Annotated in this window: 32 protein-coding genes; 31 read left to right on the top strand and 1 reads right to left on the bottom strand. The window is 55.6% G+C overall.

Going from position 1 to position 19,257, the window contains the following annotated elements:
- Positions 1 to 16 precede the first annotated feature (16 nt).
- Complete coding sequence (locus tag ACXAD0_RS18065; protein ID WP_475090158.1) at positions 17 to 1,720, top strand: ShlB/FhaC/HecB family hemolysin secretion/activation protein; 1,704 nt, start codon at positions 17 to 19, stop codon at positions 1,718 to 1,720.
- A gap of 191 nt (positions 1,721 to 1,911) precedes the next feature.
- Here the strand turns inward: ACXAD0_RS18065 and ACXAD0_RS18060 are convergent, their stop codons facing one another.
- Positions 1,912 to 2,388, bottom strand: a complete 477-nt coding sequence (locus tag ACXAD0_RS18060; RefSeq protein ID WP_475090157.1) for an aminoacyl-tRNA deacylase — start codon at positions 2,386 to 2,388, stop codon at positions 1,912 to 1,914.
- A gap of 188 nt (positions 2,389 to 2,576) precedes the next feature.
- On the opposite strand from ACXAD0_RS18060, the gene rpsJ reads away from it, so the two are divergent.
- The 30 genes from rpsJ to ACXAD0_RS17910 all read left to right on the top strand — a co-directional run bounded on the left by rpsJ (position 2,577) and on the right by ACXAD0_RS17910 (position 19,251).
- On the top strand, positions 2,577 to 2,888 hold the full coding sequence (gene rpsJ / locus ACXAD0_RS18055; RefSeq protein WP_066967210.1) for a 30S ribosomal protein S10: 312 nt from the start codon (positions 2,577 to 2,579) through the stop codon (positions 2,886 to 2,888).
- Between the two features lie 111 nt (positions 2,889 to 2,999).
- Entirely contained in the window at positions 3,000 to 3,635 is a 636-nt protein-coding gene (gene rplC / locus ACXAD0_RS18050; protein WP_475090155.1) for a 50S ribosomal protein L3, read from the top strand.
- Positions 3,636 to 3,652: 17 nt separating this feature from the next.
- A complete protein-coding gene (gene rplD / locus ACXAD0_RS18045) occupies positions 3,653 to 4,267 on the top strand; it encodes a 50S ribosomal protein L4 (protein WP_475090153.1) in 615 nt (204 codons plus the stop codon).
- Positions 4,264 to 4,560: a 50S ribosomal protein L23 gene (rplW, locus tag ACXAD0_RS18040; RefSeq protein ID WP_475090152.1), complete on the top strand. Its 297-nt coding sequence runs from the start codon at positions 4,264 to 4,266 to the stop codon at positions 4,558 to 4,560. Before rplD ends, rplW begins: the two co-directional genes overlap by 4 nt.
- A gap of 14 nt (positions 4,561 to 4,574) precedes the next feature.
- Complete coding sequence (gene rplB, locus ACXAD0_RS18035; RefSeq protein ID WP_475090151.1) at positions 4,575 to 5,399, top strand: 50S ribosomal protein L2; 825 nt, start codon at positions 4,575 to 4,577, stop codon at positions 5,397 to 5,399.
- A gap of 37 nt (positions 5,400 to 5,436) precedes the next feature.
- Positions 5,437 to 5,712, top strand: a complete 276-nt coding sequence (gene rpsS, locus ACXAD0_RS18030; protein WP_475090149.1) for a 30S ribosomal protein S19 — start codon at positions 5,437 to 5,439, stop codon at positions 5,710 to 5,712.
- Between the two features lie 15 nt (positions 5,713 to 5,727).
- Complete coding sequence (gene rplV, locus ACXAD0_RS18025) at positions 5,728 to 6,060, top strand: 50S ribosomal protein L22 (RefSeq protein WP_193166396.1); 333 nt, start codon at positions 5,728 to 5,730, stop codon at positions 6,058 to 6,060.
- A 19-nt stretch (positions 6,061 to 6,079) separates the two neighbouring features.
- Positions 6,080 to 6,760 (top strand): 30S ribosomal protein S3, encoded by a 681-nt coding sequence (rpsC, locus tag ACXAD0_RS18020; protein ID WP_475090147.1) that lies wholly within the window; start codon positions 6,080 to 6,082, stop codon positions 6,758 to 6,760.
- Positions 6,761 to 6,771: 11 nt separating this feature from the next.
- Entirely contained in the window at positions 6,772 to 7,185 is a 414-nt protein-coding gene (gene rplP, locus ACXAD0_RS18015; RefSeq protein ID WP_073277504.1) for a 50S ribosomal protein L16, read from the top strand.
- Complete coding sequence (rpmC, locus tag ACXAD0_RS18010) at positions 7,185 to 7,376, top strand: 50S ribosomal protein L29 (RefSeq protein ID WP_475090146.1); 192 nt, start codon at positions 7,185 to 7,187, stop codon at positions 7,374 to 7,376. Before rplP ends, rpmC begins: the two co-directional genes overlap by 1 nt.
- A gap of 2 nt (positions 7,377 to 7,378) precedes the next feature.
- Positions 7,379 to 7,642 (top strand): 30S ribosomal protein S17, encoded by a 264-nt coding sequence (rpsQ, locus tag ACXAD0_RS18005; protein ID WP_475090144.1) that lies wholly within the window; start codon positions 7,379 to 7,381, stop codon positions 7,640 to 7,642.
- 46 nt (positions 7,643 to 7,688) lie between these two features.
- Positions 7,689 to 8,057, top strand: coding sequence for a 50S ribosomal protein L14 (rplN, locus tag ACXAD0_RS18000; RefSeq protein ID WP_475090142.1), 369 nt, complete (start codon positions 7,689 to 7,691; stop codon positions 8,055 to 8,057).
- Between the two features lie 21 nt (positions 8,058 to 8,078).
- Complete coding sequence (gene rplX / locus ACXAD0_RS17995) at positions 8,079 to 8,396, top strand: 50S ribosomal protein L24 (RefSeq protein ID WP_475090140.1); 318 nt, start codon at positions 8,079 to 8,081, stop codon at positions 8,394 to 8,396.
- Positions 8,397 to 8,414: 18 nt separating this feature from the next.
- Entirely contained in the window at positions 8,415 to 8,954 is a 540-nt protein-coding gene (gene rplE, locus ACXAD0_RS17990) for a 50S ribosomal protein L5 (protein WP_475090139.1), read from the top strand.
- Between the two features lie 9 nt (positions 8,955 to 8,963).
- Entirely contained in the window at positions 8,964 to 9,269 is a 306-nt protein-coding gene (gene rpsN, locus ACXAD0_RS17985) for a 30S ribosomal protein S14 (protein ID WP_475090137.1), read from the top strand.
- Between the two features lie 37 nt (positions 9,270 to 9,306).
- On the top strand, positions 9,307 to 9,699 hold the full coding sequence (gene rpsH / locus ACXAD0_RS17980; protein WP_475090136.1) for a 30S ribosomal protein S8: 393 nt from the start codon (positions 9,307 to 9,309) through the stop codon (positions 9,697 to 9,699).
- 12 nt (positions 9,700 to 9,711) lie between these two features.
- Positions 9,712 to 10,245: a 50S ribosomal protein L6 gene (gene rplF / locus ACXAD0_RS17975; protein WP_475090135.1), complete on the top strand. Its 534-nt coding sequence runs from the start codon at positions 9,712 to 9,714 to the stop codon at positions 10,243 to 10,245.
- Positions 10,246 to 10,262: 17 nt separating this feature from the next.
- A complete protein-coding gene (gene rplR / locus ACXAD0_RS17970; RefSeq protein WP_475090134.1) occupies positions 10,263 to 10,613 on the top strand; it encodes a 50S ribosomal protein L18 in 351 nt (116 codons plus the stop codon).
- A gap of 11 nt (positions 10,614 to 10,624) precedes the next feature.
- Positions 10,625 to 11,131 (top strand): 30S ribosomal protein S5, encoded by a 507-nt coding sequence (gene rpsE, locus ACXAD0_RS17965; protein WP_475090132.1) that lies wholly within the window; start codon positions 10,625 to 10,627, stop codon positions 11,129 to 11,131.
- 37 nt (positions 11,132 to 11,168) lie between these two features.
- Entirely contained in the window at positions 11,169 to 11,354 is a 186-nt protein-coding gene (gene rpmD / locus ACXAD0_RS17960) for a 50S ribosomal protein L30 (protein ID WP_475090130.1), read from the top strand.
- A 1-nt stretch (position 11,355) separates the two neighbouring features.
- The gene (gene rplO / locus ACXAD0_RS17955; protein WP_475090128.1) at positions 11,356 to 11,790 is read left to right on the top strand and encodes a 50S ribosomal protein L15; all 435 of its coding nucleotides are present in this window, start codon (positions 11,356 to 11,358) and stop codon (positions 11,788 to 11,790) included.
- Positions 11,791 to 11,799: 9 nt separating this feature from the next.
- Positions 11,800 to 13,146, top strand: coding sequence for a preprotein translocase subunit SecY (secY, locus tag ACXAD0_RS17950; protein WP_475090126.1), 1,347 nt, complete (start codon positions 11,800 to 11,802; stop codon positions 13,144 to 13,146).
- Between the two features lie 39 nt (positions 13,147 to 13,185).
- A complete protein-coding gene (gene rpmJ, locus ACXAD0_RS17945; RefSeq protein ID WP_010133825.1) occupies positions 13,186 to 13,302 on the top strand; it encodes a 50S ribosomal protein L36 in 117 nt (38 codons plus the stop codon).
- 302 nt (positions 13,303 to 13,604) lie between these two features.
- A complete protein-coding gene (gene rpsM, locus ACXAD0_RS17940) occupies positions 13,605 to 13,961 on the top strand; it encodes a 30S ribosomal protein S13 (protein ID WP_475090125.1) in 357 nt (118 codons plus the stop codon).
- Positions 13,962 to 14,028: 67 nt separating this feature from the next.
- Complete coding sequence (rpsK, locus tag ACXAD0_RS17935) at positions 14,029 to 14,418, top strand: 30S ribosomal protein S11 (protein WP_020411406.1); 390 nt, start codon at positions 14,029 to 14,031, stop codon at positions 14,416 to 14,418.
- Positions 14,419 to 14,433: 15 nt separating this feature from the next.
- Positions 14,434 to 15,054: a 30S ribosomal protein S4 gene (gene rpsD / locus ACXAD0_RS17930; RefSeq protein WP_475090124.1), complete on the top strand. Its 621-nt coding sequence runs from the start codon at positions 14,434 to 14,436 to the stop codon at positions 15,052 to 15,054.
- A 43-nt stretch (positions 15,055 to 15,097) separates the two neighbouring features.
- Positions 15,098 to 16,102, top strand: coding sequence for a DNA-directed RNA polymerase subunit alpha (locus ACXAD0_RS17925; RefSeq protein WP_475090123.1), 1,005 nt, complete (start codon positions 15,098 to 15,100; stop codon positions 16,100 to 16,102).
- A gap of 135 nt (positions 16,103 to 16,237) precedes the next feature.
- Positions 16,238 to 16,633, top strand: coding sequence for a 50S ribosomal protein L17 (rplQ, locus tag ACXAD0_RS17920; RefSeq protein ID WP_475090122.1), 396 nt, complete (start codon positions 16,238 to 16,240; stop codon positions 16,631 to 16,633).
- A gap of 103 nt (positions 16,634 to 16,736) precedes the next feature.
- On the top strand, positions 16,737 to 16,997 hold the full coding sequence (locus tag ACXAD0_RS17915; protein ID WP_475090121.1) for a YeaC family protein: 261 nt from the start codon (positions 16,737 to 16,739) through the stop codon (positions 16,995 to 16,997).
- A gap of 88 nt (positions 16,998 to 17,085) precedes the next feature.
- Positions 17,086 to 19,251 carry a penicillin acylase family protein gene (locus ACXAD0_RS17910; protein ID WP_475090119.1) on the top strand — a complete coding sequence of 722 codons (2,166 nt, stop codon included), beginning with the start codon at positions 17,086 to 17,088 and terminating at the stop codon, positions 19,249 to 19,251.
- The last annotated feature ends 6 nt before the right edge of the window (positions 19,252 to 19,257 follow it).

Raw genomic sequence — 19,257 nt, 5'->3', positions numbered from 1 at the left:
CCCGATGGTGAATCACTTGAGTAGTAAAAGTTGTGGGGGAGCGCTGCGCTCGCATATGGGTTCTATTGGCGCTGTAGTGGGGAGTGCCCTGTGGTTGGTTTCCGCCGCGTCGACGGTCTCTGCACAGGTTGATCCAGGTTTGCCGCCAGAGTTGATACTGGAGCTGCCGCGAATTGACCCCGGTGCAACGGATCGCGAACAGCGTCGCCGTGCGGAGCGACTCCAGCCCAGGTATGTGGAGCAGCCGGTTATTGATGAGGTTCAGGTGACCGGTGACCCGGCCGCCCTGGAAGGGCCGAAATTCGAGTTACGCAGTGTGCGGTTTACGCGTTCTGAATTGCTATCAGAGGGCGACCTGCGAGAAATCGTTACCCCTTTCCTGGGGCAGCAGGTATCACACAGCGACCTGTTGAAAATCGTTGAGGGCGTTAATCGGCACTATCGTCAGATGCATGTGTATACCGCCGTCGCTGTTTTGCCTGAGCAGGAAATACAAAATGGTGTCGTGATCGTTCGTTTGATCGAGGGCAAATTGGGTGAAATTCGTTTTGAAGGAAATGAATACACTTCGAACGAATACCTCGGTCGATGGATGTCCGCGCACCAGGGGCAGGAAACCGTTGATTTGCCCGCTTTGGAAGCCGATATCCTGGAGTTCAATCGGATTAATGACCAGCGCCTCAAAGCTGAATTGCGTCGAGGTGAGTCTTTCGGGCTGACCGATATCGTAGTCACCGTGGCCGAGCCTGAGCGGAGCTATTTCCAGGCATTTGCTGACAACTACGGTTTTGAGAGCTCGGGGGCGGAAGAGCTGGGTTTTATGTACCGGCACCAACATCTACTGAGCGACGGAGATCGCTCTATCGCCTATCTCGCCGCCAGTGAAGGAACCCGATCTCTCAGTTTGAGCTATAACGCGCCGGTCGGCGCAAGTCGCTGGCGGGTTGGCGGCAGTGGTTCAACGACACGCACGGATCTGATCGAAGGAGATTTTGCGATTTCCGGTGTTGAAGGTGAGTCGTTTCGCCTTGGCGTTGAATCCAGCTGGTTGGCATGGTCTGGCGAGCGCCTGTGGCTTTCATTGCTTGGGGGGGCAGGTTATACGCGCTCAGCGACTGATGTTGCGGGGGTGACCATTAGTGATGATGCGGTGCAGCAAATTCAGCTGGGCACTTCCCTGAACTGGATAGGACAGCAGTGGCAGATTTCGGGTCGGCAGATGATTTCCGGCATGGACTTCAATGACAAGTCCGATGAGGGCGGAGCACAGCAGCGCGCCAGTGAAGTTTTGTACAGTGGTGGCGTGAGTGCTTACTACCGATTCCGGGATAGCGGCTTTTATAGTATCGGCGCGGCAGAGTGGCAGTACACGGAGGGAGAGAGTCTGCCCGGATCCCTCTCCTTCGCGCTAGGTGGTCCCACCAGTGTGCGTGGTTATCACTCCAGTGAGGTCAGTGGTGACCGTGGTTGGTATGGGCAGCTGGAGCTCCATTACGATGCCTGGTACTGGTTGGATACTGCGATTGATGTCTTTGCCTTCTATGACTACGGCGATGTGAAGTCCCTGAATCCACAGGAAACCCTAGCCGCCGCAGGATTCGGAGTCAGTTTGTCCGGTCGCCGCTGGGCTTTAAACGCCACGGTCGCAGAAGCTCTTGACGTCGCCGTGCCGGAACAGGAGGAGCATGTCTTGTTTGCTCGCTTTAGCTATAGCTACTGATCCGCGTTGCTAGCCGTCCTCCTCAGCCGATAGGGGTAAGGCTGTTGGGTGTCGTGGTCCAGGTCCTATATAGAACCCCGAGGGTCTGATCGTCTTATATAGAAAGCAGTCGAGCAGGCCGTCAGGAGGGCGAGGCGGCCAAAGCGCTTCCTCGCCAATTTCACTTGTCCCATGTCGCCACTGCGCATCTATTAAGGCCAGTCCCGGCTGAGATCGGCTGACTGGCAATGCTCAAATAGTCGCGAAAAGGTTTGTTGGTCGAGCTTGATGAGTCCCTGATGGTCGCCAGCTTCCAGATGGACGCTGTCCTGATGTCGCAGGCTGCTGTCGAGGTAGGTGGGAATGCCGTATGCCTGTCCGATCGGTGGCAGGGCCCCTAGCTCGCAATCAGAGAACACGGTCTGGAGTTCGTCTTCCGGTACCATCTCCAGCTGGTTGCGACCGGATTCGTCGTGGAGTGCGCGCATATCGAGACTGGAGCTTGCCGGGATGACTGCGAGGACATAGCCCAGTTCATCCTTGAGGAGAATCGCTTTGGCAACGCTATCTTCCCGAACATTTGCCGCTCGTGCGGTCTCGCTGCTACGCGTAGTGTGTGCATGTTCAATAACCTGATATTTGACTGCTTGGTCGCTCAGGTAGTTGCTGACGGTGCGGGCAATGGTCATGGCGTTTACCTCGCTGGCAGAAGGGTCTTTACTTAGTGTAGTTTCGCGCCAGACGGGCGCCCCAAATCCATTCCTTATGTTGGTTGACATGTAGCCAGCGTGGCCGTAGAATTCGCGCTCCTTTTCGCCCGCCCTCGGGGCTGCGTAAAAGGGCGTTCTTTAGTTTTATTTAGTTGGAGTTTGATTCCATGCAGGGTCAACGCATCCGAATTCGCCTGAAGGCGTTCGATCACAAGCTGATTGACACGTCTACTCAGGAGATCGTCGAGACGGCCAAGCGCACTGGCGCCCAGGTACGTGGTCCTATCCCGCTGCCGACTCGCAAAGAGAAGTACACCGTGCTGATTTCTCCGCACGTCAACAAAGACGCGCGCGATCAGTACGAGATTCGTACTCACAAGCGTTTGCTGGACATTGTTGAGCCCACCGAGAAAACCGTAGATGCGCTGATGAAGCTCGATCTGGCGGCCGGTGTTGAGGTTCAGATCAGTCTCGGCTAACACTTTTTAATCAACTACCGAATCCCGGGCGAAAACGGTCCGGGTAGTGTAACGCTCTGAAATTGGGCGGCCGCAGTGGGTTAAAGCCCCGTGCACTGAGAGGTTAATACGATGACTATAGGTATTGTCGGCCGCAAGAGCGGCATGACTCGTGTATTCACTGAGGACGGCGCGTCCATTCCGGTTACCGTTATTGAGGTAGCTCCGAATCGCGTCACCCAGGTGAAAACTGTCGACACTGACGGCTACTCTGCTGTGCAGGTAGCAATTGGTGCTCGCAAGCCCTCCCGTATCTCCAAGCCCGAAGCGGGCCACTTCGCAAAGGCGAACGTTGACGCTGGTAGCGCTCTCTATGAGCTGCGTACCGACGGTTCCGACGAAGCTTTTGAAGTCGGTGCTGAGATTTCTGTTTCCCAGTTTGAGGCTGGTCAGAAAATCGACGTAACCGGCACCTCCAAAGGTAAAGGTTTCCAGGGCGGCGTTAAGCGCTGGAACTTCAGCATGCAAGATGCTACCCACGGTAACTCCCTGTCTCACCGCGCTCCCGGTTCTATCGGTCAGTGTCAGACCCCTGGTCGTGTATTCAAGGGTAAGAAAATGGCCGGTCACATGGGTGCTGAGCGTGTAACCACACAGAACCTCGAAGTAGTGCGTGTTGACGCTGAGCGCAACCTGCTGCTGGTTAAGGGTGCTGTTCCGGGTGCTCCGGGTGGCGACGTAATCGTTCGTCCGGCAGTGAAAGCCTGAGTCTGGGGGAAATAGATATGGAACTGAATATCGCAACTCCCGAAGGCGCTAAAGGCACTGTTGCTGTCTCTGAAGTGACTTTCGGTCGTGAGTTCAATCAGGACCTGGTACACCAAGCTGTTGTCGCCTACATGGCCGGCGCACGCCAGGGTACCAAGGCCCAGAAAAACCGTTCTGCTGTTTCTGGTGGTGGCAAAAAGCCATGGCGCCAGAAGGGCACTGGCCGCGCGCGTGCGGGCACCATCCGTAGCCCACTGTGGCGTTCCGGTGGTGTGACTTTCGCTGCTGAGCCGCGTGATCACAGCCTGAAGCTGAACAAGAAAATGTACCGTGCAGCGCTGCGTTGCATCCTGTCCGAGCTGGCTCGTCAGGAGCGTCTCGTAGTGGTTGAGTCTTTTGACGTCGACGCTCCGAAGACCAAGCAGCTGGTTAGCAAGCTGGCTCAGTTTGATCTCGCGGAAGCGCTGATCGTAACTGAAGAGGTGAGTGAGAATCTGTACCTCGCAGCTCGCAACCTGCACAAAATCGATGTTCGTGACGTGCAGGCCATTGACCCGGTTAGCCTGATCCGCTTTGAGAAGGTTGTGGTTACCGTTTCTGCACTCAAGAAAATTGACGAGGTGCTGGGATGAACCAAGAACGTCTCTACAAAGTACTGCTCGGTCCGGTAATTTCCGAGAAGGCTGCTGTGCTGGCAGATGCTGCCAACCAGGTAGTGTTCAAGGTTACCACTGACGCCACCAAAGCTGAGATCAAGGCTGCGGTCGAAAAGCTGTTCAACGTTTCTGTTGAGCAGGTTCGCACCGTGAACGTTAAAGGCAAAACCAAGCGCACCCGTCACGGTATGGGCCAGCGCAATGATTGGAAAAAAGCCTACGTTCGTCTGGCCGAAGGCAGCGACATCAACTTTGAAGCTGCTGAGTAAAGGGGAAAGTTACAATGGCAATTGTAAAGACTAAACCGACCTCTGCCGGCCGTCGCCACCTGGTCAAGGTTGTTAATGAGGACCTGCACAAGGGTGCTCCTTACGCGCCTTTGCTGGAGAGCAAGAGCAAGAGCGGTGGTCGTAACAACAACGGCCGTATTACCACTCGCCACATTGGTGGTGGTCACAAGCATCACTACCGCAAGGTAGATTTCAAGCGCAACAAGGACGGTATCCCGGCCAAGGTTGAGCGTTTGGAATACGATCCGAACCGTAGCGCACATATCGCTCTGGTTTGTTATGCCGACGGTGAGCGTCGCTACATTCTCGCCCCGAAAGGTCTGAAGGCTGGTGCAACTGTCCAGTCTGGCGATGCAGCGCCGATTAGTGTTGGTAATACCCTGCCGCTGCGCAATATCCCGGTTGGTTCCGTGATTCACGCCATCGAGCTGAAGCCTGGTAAAGGCGCTCAGCTGGCGCGTTCCGCTGGTACCTCCGTACAGCTGGTTGCTCGTGAAGGTCAGTACGCGACCATTCGCCTGCGTTCCGGTGAAATGCGCAAGGTTCTGACTGAGTGCCGCGCCACCCTGGGTGAAGTGAGCAACTCTGAGCACAGCCTGCGTAAGCTGGGTAAAGCTGGTGCCAAGCGTTGGCGCGGCGTTCGTCCTACCGTTCGCGGTGTGGCGATGAACCCGGTAGATCACCCGCACGGTGGTGGTGAAGGTCGTACCTCTGGTGGCCGTCACCCGGTTACTCCGTGGGGCGTACCTACCAAGGGTAAGAAAACGCGCAAGAACAAGCGCACCGATAAGATGATTGTACGTCGCCGCGGCAAGTAAGCCGTAGCACGTCTGAGCAGCTAGAGAGGAATCGACAGTGCCACGCTCATTAAAGAAAGGTCCCTTTATTGATCTGCATTTGATCAAGAAGGTGGAGGCAGCGGTTGCAGCAAATGACCGCCGGCCGATTAAAACCTGGTCCCGCCGTTCAATGGTTATGCCGGAGATGGTGGGCCTGACGATTGCCGTACATAACGGCCGTCAACACGTGCCCGTTTTGGTCAACGAAGAAATGGTTGGCCACAAACTGGGCGAGTTCGCAGCTACCCGCACTTACCGTGGTCATGCCGCGGACAAGAAAGCGAAGCGCTAAGCCGAGGTTATAACGATGGAAGTAGCAGCAAAATTACGCGGCGCTCGTCTGTCGGCGCAAAAGGCGCGACTGGTAGCTGATCAGGTTCGCGGCAAAGGCGTCGAAGAAGCCCTGGATATTCTGGCTTTCAGCCAGAAGAAAGGTGCGGCGATCGTCAAGAAGGTTTTGGAATCCGCTATCGCCAACGCTGAGCACAACGAAGGTGCTGACGTTGACGAACTGAAGGTATCCACCATCTTCGTAGATGAGGGTATGACCATGAAGCGCATTAAGCCCCGCGCTAAAGGTCGTGCTGATCGTATTCTGAAGCGTACTTGTCACATCACTGTGAAAGTGGCCGAGAAATAAGAGAGCAGGCGAGAAAACCATGGGACAAAAAGTACATCCTACCGGCATTCGTCTGGGTATCGTTAAAAAGCATACTTCTGTTTGGTATGCGGGCAGCGACGAGTACGCAGACAAGCTGTACACGGACCTGAAAGTTCGCGAATACATCCAGAAGAAGCTGTCTCACGCATCCGTGAGCCGCATCGAGATCGAGCGTCCGGCAAACACTGCACGTGTGATCATTCACACTGCGCGTCCGGGCATCGTGATTGGTAAGAAGGGCGAAGACGTTGAGCGTCTGCGCAACGAGGTTAGCGCCAAGATGGGCGTGCCTGTGCACATCGACATCGAAGAAGTGCGCAAGCCCGACCTGGACGCTGCTCTGGTAGCCCAGAACGTTGCTCAGCAGCTGGAGCGTCGTGTGATGTTCCGTCGCGCTATGAAGCGTGCGGTACAGAACGCAATGCGCCAGGGTGCCGAAGGTATCAAGATTCAGATCAGTGGTCGTCTCGGCGGTGCGGAAATCGCACGTACCGAGTGGTATCGCGAAGGTCGTGTGCCGCTGCACACCCTGCGTGCGAACATCGACTACGCCACTGCTGAAGCGATGACCACTTACGGCATCATCGGTATCAAGGTTTGGATCTTCAAAGGTGAAGTTATCGGAGATGAAATCCCCGAAGAGCAGCCCAAGAAGACCCGTAAGAAATCTTCTAAATAAGGGGTACGCAGATGCTACAACCGAAGCGTACAAAATTCCGTAAGGTACAGAAGGGGCGCAACCGCGGTCTTTCTCAGCGCGGCTCCAAGGTGAGCTTTGGCGAGTTTGGCCTGAAGGCTATCGGTCGCGGTCGCATTACTGCGCGCCAGATCGAAGCGGCTCGTCGCGCAATGACTCGTCACGTTAAGCGTGGCGGTAAGATCTGGATTCGTGTGTTTCCGGACAAGCCAATTACCAACAAGCCCCTCGAAGTACGTATGGGTAAAGGTAAAGGTGGCGTTGAATACTGGGTGGCTCAGATCCAACCGGGTAAAGTTCTCTATGAAATGGAGGGCGTTTCCGAGGATCTCGCACGTGAGGCATTTGAACTCGCTGCGGCCAAGCTGCCTGTAAAGACAACTTTCGTTAAGCGTTCGGTGATGTAATGAAGACTGCAGATCTACGCGAAAAGTCAGTTGAAGAGCTGAACCAGGAGCTTTTGTCTCAGCTGGAAGCGCAATTCAAGCTGCGTATGCAAAAGACAACCGGTCAGCTGAATCAGACTCATCTGCTGAAGCAGACTCGTCGCGACATTGCTCGCATTAAGACTGTGTTGACCGAGAAAGCAGGTAACTAATCATGGCAGAAGCAAAACTGAAGCGTACTCTGACCGGCAAGGTCGTGAGTGACAAGATGGATAAAACCATCACCGTTTTGATCGAGCGCCGTGTTAAGCACCCGATCTACGGCAAAATCCTGAGCAAGTCCACAAAGCTCAAGGCACATGATGAGAACAATGATTGCAACATCGGTGATGTTGTAACCATCGAGGAATCTCGTCCGTTGTCCAAGAGCAAGTCCTGGGCTTTGCAGAAAATTGTAGAGCGTGCTGCGAAGGTTTAACCCCTAGCGCATTGACTGCCGAATTGAAGAGTTTCGGAGAGGAACAATGATTCAAGCGGAATCCTACTTAGAAGTAGCTGACAACAGTGGGGCTCGCCGCGTCATGTGCATCAAGGTGCTGGGCGGCTCCCATCGTCGGTATGCTGGCGTGGGCGACATTATCAAGGTAACCGTTAAGGAAGCCATTCCCCGCGGTAAAGTAAAGAAGGGTCAGGTTATGAACGCTGTTGTCGTTCGCACCAAGAAGGGCGTTCGTCGTCCCGACGGTTCCCTGATCAAGTTTGACGATAACGCAGCGGTAATGCTGAACCAGCAGAATGCGCCGGTCGGCACCCGTATTTTTGGCCCGGTAACTCGCGAGCTGCGCGGTGAGAAGTTCATGAAGATCATCTCACTGGCTCCCGAAGTTATCTAAGCCTGGAGCGGAGAAAGAGTTATGCGCAAGATCAAGCGTGACGATGAAGTCATCGTTATCGCCGGTCGCGACAAAGGCAAGCGCGGCACCGTACGTAAGGTGCTGAACGATGGCCGACTGATCGTTTCCGGTGTGCAGATGATCAAAAAACACCAGAAGCCGAACCCCCAGCTGGGTGTTGCCGGTGGAATCGTAGAGAAAGAAGCCGCTATTCAGGTTTCCAACGTTGCGATTTTCAATCCGTCAACCCAAAAAGCTGACCGTGTAGGCTTCAAAGTACTGGAAGACGGCACTAAGATCCGCGTCTTCAAATCCAACGGCGAAGCCGTTGACGCTTAAGTAGATCAGGTAGATATCATGGCAAGGCTGAAAGAGCTCTATTCAAAAGACCTCGCGCCCAAGCTGAAAGAAGAGCTGGGGCTCGACAACGTGATGTCCGTGCCGCGGATCACCAAGATCACCGTCAACATGGGTGTCGGCGAAGCAATTGGTGATAAGAAGGTACTGGAGCATGCTGTCAACGATATGACAGCGATCACTGGTCAAAAACCGATCGTCACTAAGGCGCGCAAGTCAATTGCGGGCTTTAAGATTCGTGACGGTTGGCCGATCGGCTGCAAGGTGACTCTGCGCGGTGAGCGCATGTATGAGTTCCTGGAGCGTCTGGTCGACATCGCGATTCCGCGTATCCGTGACTTCCGTGGCATTAGCCCGAAGCAATTTGACGGTCGTGGAAACTTCTCGATGGGTGTGACTGAACAAATTATCTTCCCGGAAGTTGACTACGACAAAGTAGACAAGCTCCGTGGTCTGGATATTTGTATCACTACTTCAGCAGCTACCGACGACCAAGGTCGTGCTCTGCTGAAAGCATTTAACTTCCCTTTCAAGGGTTAAGAGGATTCCATGGCGAAGAAATCCATGATTGCGCGTGAGAACAAGCGCGCTCGAACCGCAGCTAAGTTCGCTGAAAAGCGTCAAGAGCTGAAGGCGATCATCGCCAGTTCCACTGTTTCCGATGAGGAAAAGTGGGAGGCTCAACTCAAGCTGCAGAAACTGCCGCGCGATGCAAGCCCGGTACGTCAGCAACGTCGCTGTCGTATTACTGGTCGCCCACACGCTGTCTACCGCAAGTTCGGCCTGTGCCGTAACAAACTGCGTGAAGCAGCCATGCGTGGTGATGTTCCCGGCCTGGTGAAGTCCAGCTGGTAATCCCGCTGGTTTAGGCAGATTTGAGGAGTCTCAATAAATGAGTATGCAAGATCCGTTGGCAGATATGCTGACCCGCATCCGCAACGCCCTGGGCCGCGGTAAGGCGTCAGTAACCCTGCCTTCTTCCAAGCTGAAGATCGCTGTAGCCAAAGTCCTGAAAGACGAAGGTTACGTGGTAGATTTCGCGGTAAACGAAGGCGCCAAGCCAGAACTGACCATTGACCTGAAATATTTCCAGGGCAAGCCGGTTATTGCTGAGCTGGACCGCGTTTCCCGTCCGGGCCTGCGTAACTACGCAGGTAAAAAAGCACTGCCGTCCGTACGTGGCGGTCTGGGTATCGCCATCGTCTCCACCTCCAAGGGTGTGATGACTGATCGCGCTGCACGCCAGGCCGGTATCGGTGGCGAAGTGCTCTGCACCGTATTCTAAGCGGGGGTTAGTATGTCTCGAGTAGCAAATAGTCCCGTCGCAATCCCCGCTGGCGTTACCGTTGACCTGAAGGGCCAGGACATCGCTGTAAAAGGCGGTAATGGCAACCTGAATATGGTTGTTCACGGCGACGTTGAAGTTAGCCAGGGTGAAAACGAGCTGAAGTTCGCAGCACGTAACGGTTCCAAGCAGGCGCGTGCGCTGGCTGGCACCACCCGTGCACTGGTCAACAACATGGTTGTTGGCGTGAGCCAGGGCTTCGAAAAGAAACTGCAGCTTCTTGGCGTTGGTTACCGTGCGAAAGCATCCGGTAAGACCGTCAACCTGACGCTGGGTTTCTCCCATCCGATCGATTACGCACTGCCAGAGGGTGTCACTGCTGAGACCCCGAGCCAGACCGAAATCGTTCTGAAGAGCAGCAACAAGCAGTTGCTGGGTCAGGTAGCCGCTGAGATCCGCGCGTTCCGTCCGCCGGAGCCCTACAAAGGTAAGGGTGTCCGTTATGCCGAGGAACGTGTGTATCGCAAAGAGGCTAAGAAGAAGTAATTAGGTAGGGCATAGAAATGAACGTTAAAAAAGCATCTCGCTTGCGTCGTGCACGTCGTGCCCGCGCCAAGATCCGCGAGTTGGGCGCTGTGCGCCTGACCGTGAACCGCACTCCGCGTCACATTTACGCGCAGATTCTGTCCGCTTCTGGCGACAAGGTGTTGGCTAGCGCCTCCACCCTGGACAAGGACCTGCGTTCCGGCAAAACCGGAAATGTTGATGCCGCGACTGCGGTTGGCACTTTGATCGCTGAGCGCGCCAAAGCGGCCGGTGTTGAATCAGTGGCTTTTGATCGCAGCGGTTTCCAGTACCACGGCCGCATCAAGGCCCTGGCTGACGCTGCTCGCGAAGCCGGTCTGAAATTCTAAGGGTTTGAGTTATGGCTAGAGAGAAAGAGAACGGCAACGACGAAGGCCTGATGGAAAAGCTGGTTCAGGTTAACCGCGTCGCCAAGACTGTTAAAGGTGGTCGTATCTTCGCCTTTACCGCACTGACTGTAGTAGGCGACGGCAATGGCCGTGTTGGCTTCGGTCGTGGTAAGGCTCGCGAAGTACCGGTCGCAATCCAGAAGGCAATGGAATCCGCGCGTCGCAATATGGTTCAGGTAGAACTGAACGGCGACACGATCCAGTACGCTACCAAGGGCCGCCACGGTGGTTCCCAGGTATTCATGCAGCCCGCTTCCCAGGGTACCGGTGTAATTGCCGGCGGTGCAATGCGCTCCGTTCTGGAAATGGCTGGCGTACACAACGTACTGGCTAAGTGCTACGGCTCCACCAACCCGGTGAACGTAGTACGCGCTACTTTCGATGCGCTGGCTCAGATGAGCAGCCCGGAAGACGTAGCGGCCAAGCGTGGTAAGTCTGTTGAAGAAATCCTGAACTGATTGCAGTTCGGACAAAAGTTAAAAGTGGGTTAAGACAATGGCTAAGAAGACCATTAAAGTCACCCAGACCAAAAGCATCAACGGGCGCCTGAAAAGTCATCAGGCGTGCGTTGCGGGTCTGGGCCTGCGTCGCATTGGTCACACTGTGGAAGTAGAAGATACTCCCTCTGTGCGCGGCATGATCAACAAAGTCAGCTACCTGGTTAAGGTTGAGGGGGAATAACATGCGTTTGAATGAGCTTTCTCCCAACCCCGGTCACAAGAGCAGCGGTAAGCGCGTTGGTCGTGGTATCGGTAGTGGTTTGGGCAAGACTGGTGGCCGTGGCCACAAAGGTCAGAAGTCCCGTTCCGGCGGCAGTGTTCGTCCGGGCTTCGAAGGTGGTCAGATGCCACTGCAGAAGCGCCTGCCCAAGTATGGTTTCACCGCACGTGTTACCCGCTTCACCGCGGAAGTACGTCTGGCGGAGCTGGCGAAGGTAGATGCCGACGTGATCGATTTGGCAGCGCTGAAGAATGCCGATATCATCGGCAACCACATTAAGCGCGCCAAGGTATTCCTGTCCGGTGAACTGACTAAAGCAGTTACCGTAAAAGGACTGGGCGTCACCAAGGGTGCTAAAGCAGCCATCGAAGCTGCTGGCGGTAAAGTAGAAGACTAAGAGGCCCCAATGGCACGACCAGGATCTGGCGTTAATACCCCGGGCAACAGCAAGGGATTGGGCGAGCTTTGGGCTCGCCTTCGTTTTCTGTTCCTGGCGATACTGGTGTATCGCCTGGGTACTCACATTCCGGTACCGGGGATTGACCCGGAGAAGCTGGCGAACCTGTTTAACCAGAACCAGGGTACGATCCTTGGCCTGTTTAATATGTTCTCCGGTGGCGCACTGGAGCGCATGAGTATCCTGGCGCTTGGCATCATGCCGTACATTTCCGCGTCCATCATTATGCAGTTGATGACCGCGGTGACCCCGTCTCTGGAAGCACTCAAGAAAGAGGGCGACGCCGGACGGCGCAAGATCAACCAGTACACCCGTTACCTGACGGTGCTGCTGGCGCTTGTTCAGGGTATCGGTATGACTTTCGGCCTGGCGGGCCAGAACCTGGCTTATTCCGCTGAGCCGGCGTTCGGTTTCTACTTTGTGGCCGTTGTGTCACTGGTTACCGGCGCCGTGTTCATGATGTGGCTTGGTGAGCAGATCACCGAGCGAGGCGTTGGCAATGGTATTTCCATGCTGATCTTCGCCGGTATCGTCGCCGGTCTGCCGAGTGCTGTCGGCCAGGCGTTTGAACAGGCGCGACAGGGTGAGCTGCATATTCTGCTGCTGCTCGCGATCGGCTTTGTTGCTCTCGCCGTCGTCTACTTTGTGGTGGTAATGGAGCGCGGTCAGCGCCGTATTACCATCAACCATGCTCGGCGTCAGGCCGGCCGTTACTCTGCAGCTCCGGCTGCGCAGGCGAGCCACCTGCCGTTGAAGGTGAATATGGCCGGTGTTATCCCGGTGATTTTCGCCAGTAGTATTTTGCTGTTCCCCGCGACACTGGCCCAATGGTTCGGTGAAGGGGGAGAGGGCATCGGCGCGCAGATCCTCCAGTGGATGGCTCTGCAGCTGGGCCCGGGTCAGCCGCTGAACATTATCCTGTTCGCCCTGCTGATCGGTTTCTTCTGCTTCTTCTATACGGCGTTGATGTTCAACCCGAACGAAGTAGCGGACAACTTGAAAAAGTCCGGTGCTTATGTGCCCGGTATCCGTCCTGGTGAGCAGACGGCGCGTTACATCGATAACGTTCTGACTCGCTTGACTCTGGTCGGTGCCGTCTACATCGCTCTGGTTTCCCTTCTGCCACAGTTCCTGGTAGTTGGGCTGAACATTCCCTTCTATCTGGGGGGTACTTCACTGCTGATCGTTGTGGTCGTGGTGATGGACTTCATGGCACAGGTTCAATCTCACCTGTTGTCGCACCAGTATGAAGGGATGATGAAGAAAGCGAATCTGCAAGGTTACGGGCGTCGCTAAGCGGCACCCGGTTGCAGGCAACAGAATTGAGGTAAGGTCATGAAAGTACGCGCTTCTGTTAAAAAGATCTGCCGTAACTGCAAAATTGTACGTCGTAAAGGTGTTCTGCGGGTTATCTGCAGCGCCGAGCCGCGTCACAAGCAGCGTCAGGGCTAATTGAATCAGCTGGTGCCGGGGGGCCTCCTCCCTGGCACTGGCACCGCAACTGGCCGCCCGGTCAATTGTGGGTAGCGGGGGCATTAGCCAGCCGCTACCACAGGGGGCGTTGACTGTCGTCCACAACTCTTCCCAAAGTTGATTGGGGAGGCTGTGGGCTATTGCAATTTGGTGTCTGAAAAGCTATTCTTGCGCGCCTTTTTGGTGGCGCCGTCGGTTTTTTAGTCGCTGTCAGCGCCGAATCTAGAGTAGAGCCACGCATTTAAGCATTATGTGGCTCCCAATACGTGGAGTACGCCTCTATGGCACGTATTGCTGGTGTCAATGTACCAGACCACAAGCACGCCGTGATCTCCCTGACCCATATCTTTGGTGTCGGTCGCACTACGGCTAAGTCTATTTTGGCAGCGCTTAATATCGCTGAATCCACCAAAATCCGTGATCTGTCTGAAGAGCAGCTGGAAGCCGTTCGCGGTGAAGTTGCAAAGCTCACCGTTGAAGGTGACTTGCGTCGTGAAGTGTCCATGAACATCAAGCGTTTGATGGACCTGGGTTGTTTCCGTGGCCTGCGCCACCGTCGCAGCCTGCCGCTTCGCGGTCAGCGCACCAAGACCAATGCCCGTACCCGTAAGGGTCCGCGCAAGCCGATTCGTAAGTAATCGGGCATTACGGTTAAACAATCCCGGGCCTAGGTCGGGGAATTGATACAGGATTTAGGATACAGGTATGGCTAAGCCAAAGACTACTGTTCGCAAGAAGGTCAAAAAGACCGTTGTCGACGGTATCGCCCACATCCACGCGTCGTTTAACAACACGATCGTGACGATCACTGATCGCCAGGGCAATACCCTCAGCTGGGCCACCGCAGGTGGTTCCGGTTTCCGTGGCTCTCGTAAGAGCACACCGTTTGCAGCCCAGGTTGCCGCCGAGCGCGCAGGTACTGCCGCTCAGGAATACGGCCTGAAAAACCTTGATGTCGAAGTTAAGGGCCCTGGCCCGGGTCGCGAATCTGCTGTTCGCGCTCTGAACAACTGCGGCTACAAGATCACCAACATCACCGACGTGACGCCGATTCCACACAATGGTTGTCGTCCGCCTAAAAAGCGTCGCGTGTAAGAGGGGGCTGACAAAATGGCACGTTATATTGGACCAAAATGTAAGCTTTCCCGTCGGGAAGGTACTGATCTGCAGCTGAAAAGCGGCGTTCGCGCACACGATTCCAAGTGTCGCGCTGAATCCAAGCCGGGACAGCACGGCGCTGGCCGTGGACGTCTGTCCGACTACGGCGTACAGCTGCGTGAGAAACAAAAAGTTCGTCGTATCTACGGCGTACTGGAAAAGCAGTTCCGCAACTACTATAAGGAAGCGGCACGCCTGAAGGGTGCAACTGGTGAAAACCTGCTGCAGCTCCTCGAGAAGCGCCTGGACAACGTGGTTTACCGCATGGGTTTCGGTTCTACCCGTTCCGAAGCGCGTCAGCTCGTATCCCACAAGGCGATCCTGGTAAATGGCGCGGTTGTAAACATCCCGTCTTATCAGGTCAAGGCTGGTGACGTGATCTCCATTCGTGAGAAAGCCAAGAAGCAGATGCGTATCCAAAGCTCCGTTGCACTCGCTGGACAGCGTGGTGACGTGGAGTGGGTAGACGTAAACGCGACCAAACTGGAAGGCACTTTCAAGCGCGTTCCTGATCGTGTGGACCTGCCGGCAGAGATCAACGAAAACCTTATCGTGGAACTCTACTCCAAGTAAGGCCCAGTCCACTTAAGGAATGCAACTGTAAACAGGTATGGCTATGCAGACTGCTGTCAACGAGTTTTTGACACCCAATCGTATTGATGTAACGGAGTACAACCAGAGTCACGCCAAAGTGGTTCTGGAACCCCTGGAGCGTGGCTTCGGCCACACTCTCGGTAACGCGCTGCGCCGCATCCTGCTGTCCTCCATGCCGGGCTGCGCCGTCACTGAAGTCGAGATCGATGGTGTTGAGCACGAGTACAGCGCCATTGAAGGTGTGCAGGAAGACGTTATCGAAATCCTGCTGAACCTGAAGGAAATTGCCGTGGTCATGCACGGCAAGGACCAGGCGGTATTGAGCCTGAGCAAGAAGGGCCCAGGTGCGGTTACCGCAGGTGACATCCAGGTCGATCACGATATCGAGATCGTTAACCCGGAGCACGTGATTGCCAATATCACTGGTGACGTAGAGCTCAGCCTGCGTCTTACCGTCGCGCGCGGTCGTGGCTATCAGCCCGCCGATGCACGTCGTGAAGACGAGGAAGAGACTCGCGCCATTGGCCGTCTGCAGCTGGATGCTTCATACAGCCCGGTTCGTCGCGTTAGTTACAGCGTCGAAGCGGCCCGTGTTGAGCAGCGCACCGACCTGGACAAGCTGGTTTTGGACCTGGAGACCAACGGTACTCTGGATCCGGAAGAAGCGATCCGTCGTGCAGCTACCATTCTGCAGGAGCAGCTGTCTGCGTTTGTAGACCTGGATCAGGGCAAGGAAGCACCGGCACAGAAGGAAGAGCCTGATGTGGATCCGGTATTGCTGCGCCCGGTAGATGATCTGGAGCTGACCGTACGTTCGGCCAACTGTCTGAAAGCGGAAAACATCTACTACATCGGTGACCTGATTCAGCGCACTGAAGTAGAACTGCTGAAGACTCCGAACCTGGGCAAGAAATCCCTGACCGAGATCAAGGATGTTCTGGCCTCGCGCGGTTTGTCCCTGGGCATGCGCCTGGAGAACTGGCCGCCGGCCAGCCTCAAGGGCGACAGCAAGCTGAGCCCCCTGTAAGCATTTGGTTAGCGCGGCCAAAGGTCGTGCTGAAGTAGATATAACCCGAGTGGTATTGCTTCGGCGATTACCGCTCTATAACGACGGGCTGACACAGCATTTGTCGTTAGCAGAAACGTCGTAAGGAATTGAGTCATGCGTCATCGCTATAGTGGCCGTAAATTCAGCCGTACAAGCGCTCACCGCAAGGCCATGTTCAAGAACATGACCGCCTCTCTGGTAGAGCATGAACTGATCAAAACTACACTGCCGAAAGCCAAGGAGCTGCGTCGCGTTGCGGAGCCGCTGATCACCCTGGCCAAGAAAGACAGTGTTGCCAACCGTCGTCTGGCTTTTGCCCGTATCCGTGACAAGGATGCCGTGCGCAAGCTGTTCGACGAGCTGGGTCCGCGTTATGAGGCGCGTCCTGGTGGCTACATTCGCATCCTGAAGTGCGGTTTCCGTGCCGGCGATAAGGCCCCGATGGCCTACGTCGAGCTGGTTGACCGTCCGCAGGTCGACGACGATGCCGTCGAGGTTGCCGAGGCGTAAGTCGAGGTTGCCATGCACAAAGAAGCCGGTCATTGACCGGCTTTTTTGTGTCCGATAGTTTGTTTTTTGTACAATGGCGTTCTCTATTGGTCGAGGTGCCCGAATGTCCTTTGATTCCGTCGATGCCCTGTTAAATAACCTTAACCCGCAGATAGTGGGGAGTCTCAAGCGCGCCGTCGAACTGGGCAAATGGCCCAATGGTCAGTCTCTCAGTGACGAGCAGAAAACCTTGTGTGTCGAGGCGATTGCCAGCTGGGAGGGGCGTCATCTCTCCGCAGAGGAGCGGGTTGGTTACGTGGCGCCCAAGCAGAAAAAGACACCTTGCGGCGATAAGGATGATGAGCAGACCCTGAACTGGGTGTAATGATCGTGACTGCCCAGACAGGTTAATGCCTTTACCTGTCCGTTAAAGCGCCGGAAACTGCAGGCAGAGTTCCGACAAGATAATAACGATGCGCTTCCTTTCTTACTTGCTGTTGCCCTTTGCCGCTGTCCTCGCGGTGTGGTTGGTTGCCGAGCACAATTTGCCCGACCCTGTCGACGATGCGTTGCGCGCAAGAGTCCAAGCCACTGCCACTCACTATGATGCGGAAATCCTGCGTGATGAATGGGGCATTCCTCATGTATTCGGTGTGACAGACGCGGACGCGGCTTTTGGTCTCGCATTTGCCCATGCCGAGGACGACTTTGCCACGATTCAGGATGTCATTCTGGCGACACGCGGACGATTGGCCACGCATAAGGGCTGGTCCGCGATCAAGACCGACTACCTCGTCCAGTGGATGGGGGTATGGGACACCGTCAACCAGGGCTATGACACTAAACTGTCGGAGCAGGGCAGGGCTATTGCCGAGGCCTATGCGGCCGGGATCAATCTGTATGCGGTGCAAAACCCGGACGCCGTCGCGCGCTACCTGCTACCGGTGACCGGTAAAGATCTCGTCGCTGGATTTACCTTTAAAACACCCATGTTTTACGGGTTTGATAAGGCGTTGGGGGCGCTGCTCAATAGCGAACAGCCGCTGGAAATGGCGCTGGAGGGCGATCGTGCACTCACTTGGCAGCCGCTCACCGGATTGCCCATCGGCAGTCAGGGAATTGCGGTGGCCCCGCACCGCTCGTCAGACGGTGTCACACGTCTGTTGGTGAATTCTCACCAGCCGCTGACCGGACCGGTTGCCTGGTACGAAGCGAGTATTCACTCCGAAGAGGGGTTGGATATGGCGGGCAGCACGTTTCCCGGTTCGCCGCTGATCATCCATGGTCACAATCGCGACATCGCCTGGGCCAATACGGTCAACAAGCCAGACCTGGTGGATATCTTCAAACTCACCGTTAACCCGGAAAATTCAGCACAATATTTGCTGGATGGTGAGTGGGTGGCGTTTGAGCACGCTACTGCATCCATGACCGTCAAACTCCTCGGTCCGCTGCACTGGACCGTCGACAAAGCGATCCTGCGTTCCGCGCATGGACCGGTCATGGAAACCGACCACGGACATTACGCGCTGCGCTGGGCGGGGATGCGAGAGTCGCGAACACTGGATTTTATGCACGCGCTAAACCGGGCGGCCAACCTCAATGAATTCGAGGCGGCGCTGCGTCTGCAGGCGATGCCGAGTATTAACTATGTCTACGCCGATCGGGCGGGGAACATTGCCCACTATTACAACGCTCAGTTTCCACAGCGAATCGAAGGCTGGGATTGGAAAAAGGTGTTACCCGGGGATCGCTCCGAATTGATTTGGCAGCGATATCGTTCATTCGAGCAAATGCCCAAGACAGTGAATCCGGTTTCCGGGCTGGTGTACAACGCGAACAACCCGCCGTTTCAGGCCACGGATGGCGATGATGATCCACGTCCGTCTCAGTTTCCGCTATCGATGGGGATTGAGTCGGTGGTTACCAACCGGGCGCTGCAGATCGAAGCGCTGTATGGCAGTCGTGCCAAAATTTCGCCCGAGCAATTTGAGGCGTTCAAATATGATGCCGACTACCATCCCGATTCCTTTCAGTTGGTGGGACTCAGAAGTTGGCTGAATCAGGCCGCAGAGCGTTTCACCGATACGCACTATGCGGCTGCACTGGATGACCTGGAGAGCTGGTCCGGAAGCTTTGATGCCGCCGATCCGATTGCGGCCCTGGCGTCGTTGACCCTCGCTCCATTCCAGTCTGCGAACTCTTCTGATGTTGCCAAGGCACAGGTGGACACAGCCTTTCGCGATGCCGTCGACAACCTGGTCGAGGCGCACGGGCAGTACCGTGTGCCTTTCGGAGAAGTGAACCGGCACGTCCGCGGGGACTTGAGCCTGCCGTTGAGCGGTGCGGCTGATACCCTTCGTGCGGTATACGGCGGCGAACTGAATGAGGAAGGTTTCTGGGAGAATCGTGCCGGCGATAGCTACATCATGTTTGTAAGCTGGCCGGAAGGTGGGCCGGTGGAGTCTCGCGCGGTGCATAACTTTGGCAGTGCCACACTCGACGCCAGCTCGCCGCACTACGCGGACCAGGCAACGCTTTTTGCCCAGCAGCGGGTGCGCGACGTCTACTTCGAGCGGGCAGAAATCGAGCAGCGGGCGGTGCGGCGCTATCGTCCGCAGGATCACGCCCGCTATTGAGTGGAA

This window comes from Microbulbifer sp. ABF4_148 (assembly GCF_056158985.1).
Note: the sequence above shows the minus strand (reverse complement) of the source record. Positions and strands in the feature narration are given on the sequence as shown.